This window comes from Albidovulum sediminicola, from assembly GCF_025751575.1.
Taxonomy (GTDB): Bacteria; Pseudomonadota; Alphaproteobacteria; order Rhodobacterales; family Rhodobacteraceae; genus Albidovulum; species Albidovulum sediminicola.
In genome coordinates, this window is sequence record NZ_JAOWLA010000004.1 from 134,152 (window position 1) to 147,308 (window position 13,157).

Genomic DNA, 13,157 nt, shown 5'->3' on the forward strand with positions numbered 1-13,157 from the left:
CCCGCTATTCTTCATTGTGAAAGTACCCCCGGGGGCCCGGGGGCGGGAAGCCCCCGGCCGCTCCCCCTTGACCGCCGCCGGGTCTGAGGGCACATCGCTGCCATGGTACCCATGGACAAACTCGATCAGATCGCGCGCCGCTTCGAATTCCTCGAAGCGAAGCTCGCATCCGGCGCCGCCCCGGCCGAGATCGCGGCACTCAGCCGTGAATATTCGGACCTCAAGCCGGTCGTCGCCGAAATTTCCGCCTACCGCCAGGCCCTCGCCGATCTGGCGGAGGCCGAGGCCATGCTCTCCGACCCGGAGATGCGCGCGCTGGCGGAGGACGAGATCCCGGCGCTCAAGGCCCGCATCCCCGAGATGGAGGGGCGCCTGCGCATCGCGCTTCTTCCCCGCGATGCTGCGGACGCGCGCCCTGCGATCCTTGAGATCCGCCCCGGCACCGGCGGGGAGGAGGCCGCGCTTTTCGCGGGCGATCTGCTCCGGATGTACCAAAAACACGCCGAGGCGCAGGGCTGGCGCTTCGAACTGCTGGAACTGACCCAGACCGAGCTTGGCGGGGTCAAGGAAGCCATGGCCCGGATCGAGGGCGAGGGCGTATTCGCGCGCCTCAAGTACGAAAGCGGTGTGCACCGGGTCCAGCGTGTCCCGACGACCGAGGCCGGGGGGCGCATCCACACCTCCGCCGCCACCGTCGCCGTCCTGCCCGAGGCCGAAGAGGTTGAGATCGACATTCCCGCAAACGACATCCGCATCGACACGATGCGCGCCTCAGGCGCGGGCGGGCAGCACGTTAACACCACCGACTCGGCGGTGCGCATCACCCATATCCCGACCGGCATCGTCGTGACCTCTTCGGAAAAGTCGCAGCACCAGAACCGCGCCAACGCGATGGCCGTCTTGCGCGCTCGGCTTTACGACATCGAGCGCAATCGCGCCGATGCCGCCCGCGCCGCAGACCGCAAGGCGCAGGTGGGTTCTGGCGACCGGTCCGAACGCATCCGCACCTACAACTTCCCGCAAGGGCGGATGACCGATCACCGGATCAACCTGACGCTTTACCGCCTCGACCAGATCATGGAGGGCGACCTGACCGAGGTGATCGACGCGCTCGTTGCCCACGATCAGGCCGCGAAGCTGGCCGAGATGGAGGCATGACCGGCGCCGAGGCTCTGCGCGCGGCCATCCCCCGCCTGACGGCGGCCGGGGTCGCGGACCCCGCCCGCGATGCCCGGCTGCTGCTGGCCCATGCGATGGGCATTCCCCCCGACCGCCTGACGTTGTCCCTGCCAGAGCCCTTGGGCGAAGATGCCGCCGACCGCTACGCCGCTGCCATCGCCCGGCGCATCGCGCGCCAACCCGTCAGCCAGATCACCGGGCGGCGGCTGTTCTGGGGGCGCAGCTTCCGCGTCACGCGCGACACGCTCGACCCGCGCCCGGAGACCGAGGCGCTTGTCGCGCTGGCGCTGGAACGTCCCTTCACGAAGATGCTCGACCTTGGCACGGGGACAGGCTGCATCCTCTTGTCCTGCCTCGGCGGCATGCCCTTCGCCACGGGGGTGGGAACAGACATTTCCCCCGCCGCGCTGGCGGTCGCGGAGGAGAACGCGCAGTCGCTCGACCTCGCGAAACGGGCCCGGTTCGCGCAATCGGACTGGTTCTCGAACATTTCTGGCCGCTTCGACCTGATCGTCTCCAACCCGCCCTATATCGCGGCGGCGGAGATGGCGGAGCTTTCGCCCGAGGTGCGGGACTGGGAACCCCACGGCGCGCTGACGCCTGGCGGTGACGGGCTCGACGCCTATCGCGCGATCGCGCGGGGGACGGGGGCGCGGTTGATGGCCGGCGGGCGGCTTCTGCTGGAGATCGGGCCGACGCAGGGTGCGGCGGTTGCGGCACTTTTGCGGGCGCAGGGGTTCGATCGGGTTGGGGTGCGGCAGGATCTGGACGGGCGCGATCGCGTTGTCCACGCGACAAAGCCCGGCGACCCCGACGACTGCGGTGCCGCCTAGGCGGGGTATTCCGAAGGGGGCGCCAGGGCGACATTTTGCGCTTTTTTCCGCGAGATATGCGCCAATTCGCAGAATCCGCTTGTCATGTGTTGCACATCGTGCATACAGGACCCGTGACGACCAGACCTCGGTCCGGCCGTCGTGTCTCGCCCGACAGTAAGGTGTTGCAGGCCGTGTAGCCATTTTTGGCTCGGGTCGCATGCCGGGTGAGGTCCGAGACTGCCCTCTGGATCAGACCACGAAAGCACATGAGATCTTCCAAATCCCGTTCGCGTTCGAAGTCGAACCGTCAGCGTTCGCTCGGCAATATCATCAACCGGGTCTTCGACAGCTCCGGCCCCGAAGGCAAGGTGCGCGGAACGCCGCAGCAGATCATCGACAAGTATCTGATGCTGGCGCGTGACGCCCAGCTGTCGAACGATCGGGTGGCCGAGCAGAACTTCCTCCAGCATGCCGAGCACTACACGCGCATGCTGGGCGAGGCGCAGCGCGAGCTTCAGCGCGAGCAGGAGCAGCGCCAGCAGCAGAGCCAGAACCAGCAACAGCATCAGGGCGGGGACCGCGGCCAGAACAATGGCCGTGACCGCTATGAGCAGCGTGCTGAGCGTGGCGAGGAAAGCGGCGAGGCGCATGCGCTCGGCCTGGAGACGGAGGCCGATGAGGGCTCCGGCCTGGTCGAGACGCCCGAGGCGCGCGCTGCCGTGGTGGAGCCGAAGCCCGCAGCGGCCGAGGCGCCCGAGGCGGCCCCTGCTGCGGACAGCGATCAGCCCGCCGTGAAAGCCGAAGGGCGCAAGGAGCGCAAGCCGAGGGGCGAGGGTGCCCCGCGCGGTCCCCGCCGTCCGCGTGAAAAGCGCGAACCGAAGGAAGCGGACGCGCCGGCTTCTCCGGAAGAAAACTCCTCCGCCGCCGAGTAAGGCGGTCGGACGGTTGCAAGACACATGAACCCCGCCCTAACCCGGCGGGGTTTTGCTTTTCAGCCCGCCTTCACCAGGCGCGCCAGTGCGCAGAAGGACTCCAGCGAGATTTCTTCTGCGCGCGCGGTGGGCTGGATGCCCGCCGCCAGCAGCAGATCCTCGATTGCCGGGGCCACGCCCTTGAGGCTCGCGCGCAGCATCTTGCGGCGCTGGTTGAAGGCGGCGGCGACGATGCGCGACAGGGTCGCGGCATCGGCGGGATAGCGCGGCTCGGGTAGGGCTGTCAGGTGCACGACGGCCGAGTGGATCTTGGGCGGGGGCGTGAAGGCCTCCGGCGGCAGGGTCAGGACGATGCGGGCATCGGTGCGCCACTGGGCGAGGAGCGCAAGCCGCCCATAGGCCTTGGAGCCGGGCTTGGCCACGATGCGCTCGGCCACCTCCTTCTGGAACATCAGCGTCAGGCTCGACCAGACCGGCGGCCAGGCGGGCGGCGTCAGCCAGCGCACCAGCAGTTCCGTTCCCACGTTGTAGGGCAGGTTCGCGACGATCCGGATCGGGGGCGTCAGATGCGCCAGCGGGTCAATGGCGAGCGCGTCGGCATTCAGAACCTCAAGCCGGCCGGGGTAGGCGGCGGCGATCTCGGCCAGGGCGGGCAGGCAGCGGTCGTCCTTTTCGACGGCCAGCACGCGGCGGGCGCCCTCGGCCAGAAGGCCGCGGGTCAGGCCGCCGGGACCGGGCCCGACCTCCAGCACGTCCGACCCCGACAGATCGCCCGCCATCCGTGCGATCTTCGCGGTCAGGTTGAGGTCCAGGAGGAAGTTCTGCCCCAGGCTCTTGCGCGCCGAAAGTCCGTGGTGCGCGATGACCTCGCGCAAGGGGGGAAGTCCGTCGATTGTCGCCATCAGGTCCGCCCCCGCAGCCGCGCCATGTCCGCCGCCATCCGCAGCGCAGCCACTAGACTCGACGGGTCGGCCAGGCCTTTGCCAGCGATGTCGAAGGCGGTCCCGTGGTCGGGGGAGGTGCGCACGAAGGGAAGGCCCAGCGTCACGTTCACGCCGCCCGCAAAATCGATCGTCTTGATCGGGATCAGCGCCTGGTCGTGGTACATGCAGACGGCTGCGTCGTATCCCGCGCGCGCGCCGGCATGGAACATCGTGTCGGCGGGCAGGGGGCCTGAAATCGCCATCCCTTCCGCGCGCAGCCGGTCGAGGACGGGGGTGATCAGCGCGATCTCCTCCCACCCCATCGCGCCGCCCTCGCCAGCGTGGGGGTTCAGGCCCGCGACGGCGATGCGTGGGGCGGTCAGGCCGAAGCTTTCGATGAGACCATCCCGCGTCAGGCGGATCGTGGTTTCGAGAAGATCCGCGGTCAGCGCCGCAGGAACCTCGGACAGGGGGATGTGGATCGTGGTCGGGACGACGCGCAGGCCGGGACAGGCGAGCATCATCACGACCCGCTCGACGCCCGCCAGCGCCGCCAGATACTCCGTATGGCCCGGAAAGGCGAAGCCTGCACCATCCTTCAAGGCCTTCTTGTTGATCGGCGCGGTCGTGACGGCGGCTGCCTCGCCCCGGCGGACAAGGTCCACCGCGCGCGCGATGACGCCGACCACCTCGGCCGCGTTTGCCGGGTCGGGGCGACCGGGGATGGCGGGCGCGGGGAAGTCATGGCGCAGGACCGGCAGGCAGTCGCCTGGAACCGAGGTCGCCTCCGCGCCCGCGGCGATTTCCCGCCAGCGCGTGCCGTCTGGCAGGTGGCGCGGGTCGCCGATCCAGAAAAAGGGCTCATTCGGTCCCAGGATGGCGCGCGCCCGCACGGCGGTTTCCGGTCCGATTCCGGACGGCTCGCCACAGGTCAGCGCGACGGGAAACGCCGTGCGCGGAGCGGTCATGGCCGGGTGATGATCGCCGCCGCGCGCAACTCCGCCATATAGGCGTTCGCCATCGCGCCTAGCCGCTGGTCATTGATCTCGGCCCGCAAGACCTCGTCCGAGGGGCCTTGGGCGAAGCCGAGCTTGTCGTTGACCGGCGGGATCTCGCTGCCTTCGTGCGGGGCGGCGGTGACGGGGATTTCGGCGGCACCCGGCGCGGTGAAGGCGTTGCGGTCGCAAAGCATCAGGACGACCTGCATCCCCGCCCGGCTGAGCGATGCGTCGATCTCGTTCTCATCCATATTGGCGAGGACGGCGGCGATCTCAGCGGGAACCTGAGGTTGCGGTTTCACATCGCGCAAAAGCTCCGGGCCGGGGTGTTCGCGGGCATATTCGTAAAGTTCCCCGCAGGTCTGGACCTCGGCCTGAAGGCGCGCGATCTCGGCCGCGGCCTCGGGCGTGCCCGCACCGGGCACGAGATACTGCGCATAGTCGATGGTGACATTGGCGGGCGCGATGTCGCCACCCTGGTCCACAGCGCGCAGGCGCACGAACGCAATCGCGTCCGTCAGCGCCACGGGCGGGCTGATCTGGCCGGGCTGCATCTGCATCACGGCGGGGCGCAGCTGAGGCGGCAGGTTGGTGATCGGAATCCAGCCGATCTGGCCACCGTTCTCGCGCGAGGGCGCCGCGGAATACTGGCGCGCCGCGGCGGCAAAGGCCGCCTCGCTGGTCAGACTTTCCACCAACTCGGTTGCAAGGTCGCGCTTTTCAACGAAGGTTGCCGCGGAGGTCGGGATCACGATTTCAGAGATCAGGACCCGTGGCCCCTTGCCGCGCCCCTGCTCGATGGACCCCGCCCGGGCCACATCGGCGTCGGTGACGATCACCCGGCCCGCGAAACGCTTGCGCACGACATCGCGCCACAAGAGCCCGGCGTGAACGAAGTCACGGTAGGTTTCGGGGGCGATGCCGCCCTGGCCGATCGCCTCCAGGAACTGCTCCAGATTCAGGTTCGCGCGGGCGGCGAATTCCTCCATCCCGGCGGTCAGCTTGTCGGGCGTGACGGAGATCCCCTCGCGCTTGGCGGCCTCAAAGCGCAGCCGGTCCTCGATCAGCCCGCGCTCGGCGTCGGCGACGTGATCGCCGGGCACGCGCAGCAGGTCCAGGAACATGATCCGCTGCTCAAGCTCGTAGCCGGTGATGACCCGTCCGTTGACCGTGATGGCGGGGGCGAAATCGCCCTGCGCCTGCGCCGCGGGCGCAACAAGGGACAGGGCCAAGCCAAGAAGAAGGGGGATCACGCGCATCGTCACAGTCCGTCTGCTCTTCTTTTTCGTGTCTTCGGGGCGGGCGCCCCGGCTTCATCGGGCGCAGCTGCGCCGGTAGGACGTGCTATCATAGCCCCTGCCGATCCCGCCCAGCGTGACCGACAGGTTGAAGTCCGTCGTCGGCGTCACACTAGTCGAGGACGTGAACCGACGCGAGAGGGAAAGATCAATCAGGGCACATTCGGTCCTGTATTCGAAGCCCAGCCCCGCATAGGCGGTGCGGCTTGCGGTGAAATCGTGGCGCCCCTCCAGCCTGCCGCGCCAGCCCTCGCTGACCTGCCAGGACCCGGCAAGCGACAGTTCCGACGTATCCTCGGGCCGGTCTTCGGCGGGGTCATCCACAAGCATCAGGTAGCTCGCCGACAGGCCGTAGTCCGGGCGCTGCCAGGACAGCGACAGGCTGTTGCGGGTGATGCTGAGGTCGTCATCGAACAGCGCCCGTCCGACAAAGGTCAGCCCGTCGGGGATGGTGATCTGCCCCGAAACCAGCCAGTCAGAGGCGGTTTCGTCCAGGCCTGAACTGGCGGTGAACTGGCCGAGGTCCTCCTCCCGCAGCACGCGCCCGCCAGCCAGGGCGAGCGTCCATCCATCAGGGTCGTAGCGTGTCCAGCTGACGCCGAGGTTCGCGCGCAGTCCGCGCTCGCGCAGGTCGAGGCCCGGGAACCTGTCGAGCGAGAACAGGTTGCCCTCGTCGAACTCCACCAGGGCGCTGTCCTCGTTGGGGACGCGCTTGTCGGTGTCCGGGGTCCAGACCAGCTGCGCGACCGGCTCCAGCACATGGACCGCGCCGTTGGTGCCGGACTTAATCAGCGGCCAGCGCAGCTCGGCGCCAAGCGTCGGGGTTGCACGGGTGATGGTTCCGGGAAAGCTCGCGTCCTGGGAAATGGCGTAGAAGTCGGCCGACAGGTCGAACATGCCCGAGGCGACGATGCCACTGTTCAGAAGCCAGTTCCGTCGCCAGTCGAGCCCGACCGAGGCGCGCGCCACGTCGCGCCCGTCTGCCACACCGTCCCCGTTCACATCCGTGTCCTCGTTCGAGGGCCGGTAGAAGCCGCGGGTCTGGAAGCGGAACCCGCCCTCGCCGCCGAAGGGGGCGAAGCGGCGTTCGTAGATCAGCGCGGCAAGCCCCGTGGGCGTCGTGCTGTTGCTGTCGCCCTCGCGGATCGAGTGATAGTTCGCGAGCGAGCCCGCGATGTATTCGTTCCGACGCGTCCGCGTCATGTCGATGCCAGACCGCAGTCGGTCGTCGTCCGATACCCCGTAGTCCAGCAGGTAGCTGTCGTCGGAGACGAGGCGAAGTTCTCCGCTCAGCACGAAATCGTTCTGCAGCCGGAAACTGCCGGTGCCGAAAAGGTAGCCGCGATCCTCGCCCGGCAGGATGTCGTCGCGAGACATCGCGCCCTCCACCTCGACCTTGCCGTTGACGAAGGCTTGCCGGTAGCGCAGTTCCAGTGTCGTGGTGCGGCCGGACAGATAGGGCGTTAGCGTCACGTCGCGGCTGTCGCCCAGCGTTACGAAATAGGGAATCTTCACCCCGGTCCCCAGGGTCGAGGTCGAGCGGATGCGCGGCAGCAGGAAGCCCGTCGCCCGGTCAAGCATCGGGTCGGGGATGCGCAGCCAGGGCGCGTAGAACAGAGGCACCCCCAGGAAGCGGAACTGGGCGTGATCGAAGTAAAGCTGCCGCTCTTCCTGGTCATGGACGACGCGCTCGGCGCGGATTTCCCACAGCGGCGTCGGATTGGATGGGCAGACCTCGCAGGAGGAGGCCACGACCCGCTCCATGCGCGTGTAGCGGCCGGCCTCGCGCACGACTGCGTTCGCGGCGATCTGCATCTGCTGGTCGATGACCATGCGCGCGCTTTCCAGAATGCCGTCGGTCAGGTCGCGTGACAGGTTCGCGCCATCCGCCAGCAGCAGCACTCCGCGCCCGTCATCAAGCCGCACCGGCCCCTCGATCGTCAGCTTGTCGGCTTCCGGGTCGTAGATGATCGCGCCCGCCGTCAGGTGCGCGCCGTCATAGAACACCTCCACATGACCCTGGGCGGTGAGCGTCCCCGTCCCGGTCAGGAAGATACGATCCGCAATCAGCGTCGCGGCCTCCTGCGCGGCGAGCGGCGTCGCGGCCAGAAGCCAGAGAGAGAGAAGAAGGGACTTGCGGATCATCCTTCCTCCAGATGCAGAAGCAGGCCGAGCGACAGGAAGGTGGCGGCGACAGGCGGGCTCCACGCGGCGAGCGCCACCGGGATCTGGCCGTTTTCGCCCAGGACCTGCGCGAAGTTGCGCAGGAAGAAGACCGCGTACCCGGAGACGAGCGCCAGCAGCACCATGAGGCCCGTGCGGCCGAAGCGGACGTGGCGCATGGTGAAGCCCGCGCCGATCAGCACCATCGCGGCCAGAAAGAGCGGCAGCGACAGTTCCATCTGAAGCCAGACCATGTGGGCGCGCGCGGAAAAGCCCGCGCTTTGCAGCCCGTCGATGAACTCGGGCAGGTCCCAGATCGGGATGGTCGAGGGCTGGCTGAAGCTGTTGCGGATGCGGTCCGCTGTAAGATCCGAGGACAGCAAGAGCTCTGGCGCAAGGATCGAGGCGGCCTCGGGGTTGCGCCCGGCGCCAAGGGGCCATTCCTTGATCTCCGACAGGCGCCAGCCGCCAGGCTCAAGCACGGCGCTTGCGGCCGTGACACGCCGGGCGGGCTGGCCATCCTGCGTCAGCGTCAGGAAGGTGACGTTCCAGAGCGCGGTTCCATCGGCGTTGGAGCGTTCGGCGTGAATGACCGTTTGTCCCTCAGCCCCGCCCTGGCGCAGCCAGAACCCCTCGCCACTGACCGAAAGCGTACTCGAGGAGGTGTCGTGCTGGCCCGAGCGCAGATCATAGGCGCGCGTCGTGGCCGCGGCGATCGGGTTCAGCACCGAAACCCCGAACGCCCCGATCAGGAGCGCCGCCCCCACCGGCGCCATCAGCGTGACCAGCGCCGAACGCCCCGCCGCCCGTGTGATCACCAGTTCGGAACTGCGCGCCAGCGAAAGGAACAGCCCGACCGTGCTGAGGATCACGATCAGCGGCAGGATGCGGTAAAGCGTGGACGGAACGCTCAGCACCGCCAGCCGGGCGGCTTCGCCCATGCCGATGCCTTCAAACCGGCGCACCTGTTCGACCATGTCGATCAGGGTCAACAGCAAGAGGAACCCGCCGAACACCATCGCGAAGAGGGTCAGGAAGCGGCGCGCGATGTAGAAGGTCAGGGTCATGCCGGCGCCTCCGCCACATGCCGCACCCGCCGGGTGCGCCCGGCATAGGCGAGCATCAGGAAGGCCATCGCAAACCCCGTCACGGCGGGCAGATAGGCCAGCGCCCACAGCGCGTCGTTCGCCCGCGCAAGGCCAGTTGCCATGTTCGACAGAAGCTCGACCCCGATCAGGCAGACCGTTGCCGCCGCGATCTGCCGCCAAAGGCCAAGGCGGCTGAATTCCCCCGTCATGAGCGCCGCGAAGGCCAGCAGTGAGGCCACCAGCGCCATCAGGGGCTGGGCCAGACGCTCGTGCCCTTCGAACAGCAGCACCGCGCGATCCGCGCCGACGAGCGCCTGCGTCTCGTCGCTCGCGGCGATCAGGGCGGGTGTCGAGAGTTCCTCGATCTTGACTGCCCGCTCGCGCGTACGCGACACCAGCGCGCCGATATCGAAGGAGAAGTCGGAAAACCGCGTGACGGTCAGCCGGCCCGACTTCCCGTCGTAAAGCTGGGCCATGCCGTCGAACATGACAAGCTTCGGCCCGCTGTCGCTGCGCACGATCAGCGCCCGCTCGGCGGAGTAGGTGGTGCTGGTGCCGGCCGGCGCCGTCCCGCTGCGGGCGCGGCGCGCGTCGGACAGGAAGATCTGCCGCAATTCGCCCTGCGGGGTGATCTCGCGCACGAAGAACGTCACGCCAGCGCCGGGATGGATGAACGACCCTTCGGATAAAAGTCGCGCAGAGACGTTAGCGGCGATGTCGTCGTTGCGGTTGGCCAGCTGCGTGCGGCTGGCTGGGACCAGAAAGTGCACGAGAATCGCCATCATCAGCGCCACGGCCAGGCCGAAGTAAAGAACCGGGCGCGCCATGCGGAAGGGCGAAAAGCCGGTCGCGCGCATCACCACAAGCTCGCTTTCACCCGTCAGGCGGTTGGTTACATATAGCGCCGCCACGAACGCCGCGATCGGCAGCACGATGCGGATCACGTAAGGTAGCGTCAGCGCGGTGAACTCAAGGAACGTCCAGGCGGACTGCCCGTCGGCGATCAGCCGGTCGAAAAGCTGGACGGCGCGATTGACCCAATAGACCGCGACGAGGACAAGCGCGAAGAAGCCGAATAGCATCATCAGCTGCGACAGCATGTATCTGTCGAATCTGGACACCCGCACCATCCCCACACGATCTTTCGACCCTTTCCCTAGCCCAAAGCGGGGGCGGGGGGAACCTATATCTGGCCAAGGCCCGAGGGCTTGGGTAGGGTCCGGCAAAACGCAGCCGGAGAATGCCATGACCAGCCCCGCCGAGATCCGCTTTGACACCGCCACGCCAGAAGAGATCGCGGCCTTTGCCGGCCGGATCGCCCTGATCCTCGACCACGAAGGCAAGCTTGGCCCCGAGGCGCGGCGGCTTGATCGCGCGGCGCGGGGCGCGGTCGCGCGCGCCACCGAGGGCAAGGCCTGGGGCAAGCTCAAGGCGGGCGAGTCGCTGGATCTGGCCTATCCGGCGGGGATCGCCGCAGAGGCGCTGCAACTGGTGAAACTGCCGCGCAAGGCCACGGTGGAGGAGGCCCGCAAGGCCGGCGCCGCGATCGGAAAGTCACTGGGCGAGGCGGGCGCGCTCGTGCTGGCCGGCGCCCATGCGCAGGCGGCGGAGATTTCCTTTGGCCTCGCGCTTAGGGCCTATGATTTCGACGCCTACAGGTCGGGCGACAGGACACACAAGGGCGCGGTCACGCTTTCGGTGACCAAGCCTGCCGCCGTCGCCGCCGCCGCGCAGCCGCTGATGGCGCTGGCCGAGGGCGTCTTCTTCACCCGCGATCTGGTGAACGAACCCGCGAACGTGCTGACGACGGACGACTTTGCCGCGCGCCTCGCGGCCATGCAGGAACTGGGCCTGGAGGTCGAGATCCTGGAAGAGGCGGATCTGGCCAGGCTTGGCATGCGGGCACTTCTGGGCGTGGGGCAGGGGTCTGAAAGCCCGTCGAAGGTCGTGGTGATGCAGTGGAACGGCGGCAAGAAGGATGAGCCCCCCTTCGCGCTGGTCGGCAAGGGCGTGGTCTTTGACACCGGTGGCATCTCCATCAAGCCCGCGGCGGGGATGGAGGAGATGACGATGGACATGGGCGGCGCGGGGGTCGTCGCAGGCGTAATGCGGACGCTGGCGCTGCGCCGCGCAAAGGCCAATGTCGTCGGCATCGTGGGGCTTGTCGAAAACATGCCCGACGGCAAGGCCCAGCGGCCGGGCGATATCGTGAAATCGATGAAGGGCGACACGATCGAGGTCATCAATACCGATGCCGAGGGGCGCTTGGTGCTGGCCGATGTGCTTTGGTACGCACAGGACCGCTTCAAGCCCAGCGGCATGATCAACCTGGCAACCTTGACCGGGGCGATCATCATCGCGCTTGGCCATGACCACGCGGGCGTCTTTTCTAACGACGACGCGCTGGCGGGCGCGTTCCTGGCGGCGGCGGCGCGCGAAGGCGAGGGCGCCTGGCGGATGCCGATGGGCGCGCCCTACGACAAGCTGATCAAGTCGCGCCTGGCCGACATGAAGAACACCGGCGGCCGGCCAGCGGGGTCGATCACCGCCGCCCAGTTCCTGCGCCGCTTCGTCAAGGACGAGACCCCCTGGTGCCATATCGACATCGCGGGCGTGGCCCTGCCGCCTGCGGAAACGGCCCTTGCCCCGAAGGGCGCCACTGGCTGGGGAGTGATGACGCTGAACCGGCTGATCCGCGACATGCTGGAACGCTGATGGGGGAGGCGTTCTTCTACCACCTCACGCGCTCCCCGCTTGAGGGGGCGCTGCCGACGCTTCTGGCGCGCGCGCTCCAGAACGGTTGGCACGTCGTGGTCCGGGGCGCCGATGCGGGGCGGCTCGACTGGCTGGACCAGCATCTCTGGCTTGGTCCGGAGGAGTCGTTCCTGCCACACGGGCTGGCCGGGGGGGTGCATGACGCCGCCCAGCCGGTCCTTTTGACCACCGGGCCGGAGGTTCCGAACGGAGCACAGTGCCTGATGACGATTGATGGCGCCCCGTTCGAGCCGGAAGAGGCGCTGGCGTTGACGCGGGTCTGCGTGATCTTCGATGGCAACGATCAGGCCGCGCTCGACACCGCGCGGGGCCAATGGCGCCAGATGATCGCCGCCGGCGTTCCCGCGCAATACTGGAGCGAGGAAAGCGGCCGCTGGCAGAAAAAGGCCGAAAGCGGCGCGCGTCCCGCCTAGCGGCGCAGCACCAGCCGGTCGCCGCTGAGCGTCATTTCAAAGCGCCCCAGGTAGCTCATCCCCAGAAGCGATGTGTCAAGCTCCCCCTCGTTCACGACGGCGGCAAGACCCTTGTCCTCGAAGGGGCCGAGCGTGAAGCTCTCCAGCCGGACCGGGGCGGTCCGCACCATGCCGTTGGCGGTTCGCGCGGCGCCAAAATAACTCAGGCTGTCGGGTTCGAACCCTACGCGGCGGGCATCGCGTTCGGTTAGGACGAGCTGGCTTGCCCCGGTATCGACGACGAAAAGGACCTTGGCCCCATTGACCTCTGCGGTCAGGTAGAAATGGCCATCGCGGGATGTCGCGACCTCCAGCTCTTGACCGTTCACGCGCATCTGTTCGGGAATGACCGTGCGGCGCAGATCGCCCCACAGACCGTAGGCCACGATCACGCCGACGAAGATGAACGTCCAGATCGCCGCCTGCTGCGCCACGCGGCCAAGGTTCCGGCGTCCCTGCGCGAGGAAATACCCCCCCACCACCAGAAGCAGCAACAGAAGGTAGGCGAACCGGCCGAATTCGTCGCCGCCCATC

12 protein-coding genes are annotated in these 13,157 nt (G+C 68.0%); 5 read left to right on the plus strand and 7 right to left on the minus strand.

Features of this window, described 5'->3' with window-relative positions; all coding sequences use genetic code 11:
• Positions 1–102: 102 nt before the first annotated feature.
• The 3 genes from prfA (at position 103) to OE647_RS05940 (ending at position 2,926) form a co-directional block, all read left to right on the plus strand.
• On the plus strand, positions 103–1,158 hold the full coding sequence (gene prfA / locus OE647_RS05930) for a peptide chain release factor 1 (protein ID WP_263720773.1): 1,056 nt from the start codon (positions 103–105) through the stop codon (positions 1,156–1,158).
• Complete coding sequence (gene prmC, locus OE647_RS05935) at positions 1,155–2,012, plus strand: peptide chain release factor N(5)-glutamine methyltransferase (RefSeq protein ID WP_263720774.1); 858 nt, start codon at positions 1,155–1,157, stop codon at positions 2,010–2,012. Before prfA ends, prmC begins: the two co-directional genes overlap by 4 nt.
• Positions 2,013–2,260: 248 nt before the next feature.
• Positions 2,261–2,926 carry a DUF4167 domain-containing protein gene (locus OE647_RS05940; protein ID WP_263720775.1) on the plus strand — a complete coding sequence of 222 codons (666 nt, stop codon included), beginning with the start codon at positions 2,261–2,263 and terminating at the stop codon, positions 2,924–2,926.
• 59 nt (positions 2,927–2,985) lie between these two features.
• Here the strand turns inward: OE647_RS05940 and rsmA are convergent, their stop codons facing one another.
• Genes rsmA through lptF form a run of 6 tightly spaced genes read right to left on the minus strand, consistent with a single transcriptional unit; the run spans position 2,986 to position 10,526 of the window.
• Positions 2,986–3,828, minus strand: coding sequence for a 16S rRNA (adenine(1518)-N(6)/adenine(1519)-N(6))-dimethyltransferase RsmA (gene rsmA, locus OE647_RS05945; protein ID WP_263720776.1), 843 nt, complete (start codon positions 3,826–3,828; stop codon positions 2,986–2,988).
• Positions 3,828–4,817 carry a 4-hydroxythreonine-4-phosphate dehydrogenase PdxA gene (pdxA, locus tag OE647_RS05950; protein WP_263720777.1) on the minus strand — a complete coding sequence of 330 codons (990 nt, stop codon included), beginning with the start codon at positions 4,815–4,817 and terminating at the stop codon, positions 3,828–3,830. The genes rsmA and pdxA overlap by 1 nt, the downstream gene beginning before the upstream one ends.
• Positions 4,814–6,106, minus strand: coding sequence for a peptidylprolyl isomerase (locus OE647_RS05955; protein WP_263720778.1), 1,293 nt, complete (start codon positions 6,104–6,106; stop codon positions 4,814–4,816). Before OE647_RS05955 ends, pdxA begins: the two co-directional genes overlap by 4 nt.
• Before the next feature lie 54 nt (positions 6,107–6,160).
• Positions 6,161–8,290, minus strand: coding sequence for an LPS-assembly protein LptD (locus OE647_RS05960; protein ID WP_263720779.1), 2,130 nt, complete (start codon positions 8,288–8,290; stop codon positions 6,161–6,163).
• The gene (gene lptG / locus OE647_RS05965; protein WP_263720780.1) at positions 8,287–9,375 is read right to left on the minus strand and encodes an LPS export ABC transporter permease LptG; all 1,089 of its coding nucleotides are present in this window, start codon (positions 9,373–9,375) and stop codon (positions 8,287–8,289) included. The genes OE647_RS05960 and lptG overlap by 4 nt, the downstream gene beginning before the upstream one ends.
• On the minus strand, positions 9,372–10,526 hold the full coding sequence (gene lptF / locus OE647_RS05970) for an LPS export ABC transporter permease LptF (protein ID WP_318527934.1): 1,155 nt from the start codon (positions 10,524–10,526) through the stop codon (positions 9,372–9,374). Before lptF ends, lptG begins: the two co-directional genes overlap by 4 nt.
• Positions 10,527–10,641: 115 nt before the next feature.
• Between lptF and OE647_RS05975 the strand changes: the two genes are divergently transcribed.
• Together OE647_RS05975 and OE647_RS05980 are read left to right on the plus strand one after the other, a co-directional pair.
• Positions 10,642–12,111, plus strand: a complete 1,470-nt coding sequence (locus OE647_RS05975; RefSeq protein ID WP_263720783.1) for a leucyl aminopeptidase — start codon at positions 10,642–10,644, stop codon at positions 12,109–12,111.
• The gene (locus OE647_RS05980; protein WP_263720784.1) at positions 12,111–12,584 is read left to right on the plus strand and encodes a DNA polymerase III subunit chi; all 474 of its coding nucleotides are present in this window, start codon (positions 12,111–12,113) and stop codon (positions 12,582–12,584) included. The genes OE647_RS05975 and OE647_RS05980 overlap by 1 nt, the downstream gene beginning before the upstream one ends.
• Here the strand turns inward: OE647_RS05980 and OE647_RS05985 are convergent.
• Entirely contained in the window at positions 12,581–13,156 is a 576-nt protein-coding gene (locus OE647_RS05985; RefSeq protein ID WP_263720785.1) for a retropepsin-like aspartic protease family protein, read from the minus strand. The genes OE647_RS05980 and OE647_RS05985 overlap by 4 nt on opposite strands.
• Between the last annotated feature and the right edge of the window lies 1 nt (position 13,157).

Bases quoted from the DNA above. Each gene is read 5' to 3' on its own strand.
- prfA (WP_263720773.1), top strand. From the start codon at position 103: ATGGTACCCATGGACAAACTCGATCAGATCGCGCGCCGCTTCGAATTC.
- prmC (WP_263720774.1), top strand. From the start codon at position 1,155: ATGACCGGCGCCGAGGCTCTGCGCGCGGCCATCCCCCGCCTGACGGCG.
- pdxA (WP_263720777.1), bottom strand. From the start codon at position 4,817: ATGACCGCTCCGCGCACGGCGTTTCCCGTCGCGCTGACCTGTGGCGAG.
- OE647_RS05980 (WP_263720784.1), top strand. From the start codon at position 12,111: ATGGGGGAGGCGTTCTTCTACCACCTCACGCGCTCCCCGCTTGAGGGG.
- OE647_RS05955 (WP_263720778.1), bottom strand. From the start codon at position 6,106: ATGCGCGTGATCCCCCTTCTTCTTGGCTTGGCCCTGTCCCTTGTTGCG.
- OE647_RS05975 (WP_263720783.1), top strand. From the start codon at position 10,642: ATGACCAGCCCCGCCGAGATCCGCTTTGACACCGCCACGCCAGAAGAG.
- lptG (WP_263720780.1), bottom strand. From the start codon at position 9,375: ATGACCCTGACCTTCTACATCGCGCGCCGCTTCCTGACCCTCTTCGCG.
- OE647_RS05985 (WP_263720785.1), bottom strand. From the start codon at position 13,156: ATGGGCGGCGACGAATTCGGCCGGTTCGCCTACCTTCTGTTGCTGCTT.
- rsmA (WP_263720776.1), bottom strand. From the start codon at position 3,828: ATGGCGACAATCGACGGACTTCCCCCCTTGCGCGAGGTCATCGCGCAC.
- OE647_RS05940 (WP_263720775.1), top strand. From the start codon at position 2,261: ATGAGATCTTCCAAATCCCGTTCGCGTTCGAAGTCGAACCGTCAGCGT.
- OE647_RS05960 (WP_263720779.1), bottom strand. From the start codon at position 8,290: ATGATCCGCAAGTCCCTTCTTCTCTCTCTCTGGCTTCTGGCCGCGACG.
- lptF (WP_318527934.1), bottom strand. From the start codon at position 10,526: ATGGTGCGGGTGTCCAGATTCGACAGATACATGCTGTCGCAGCTGATG.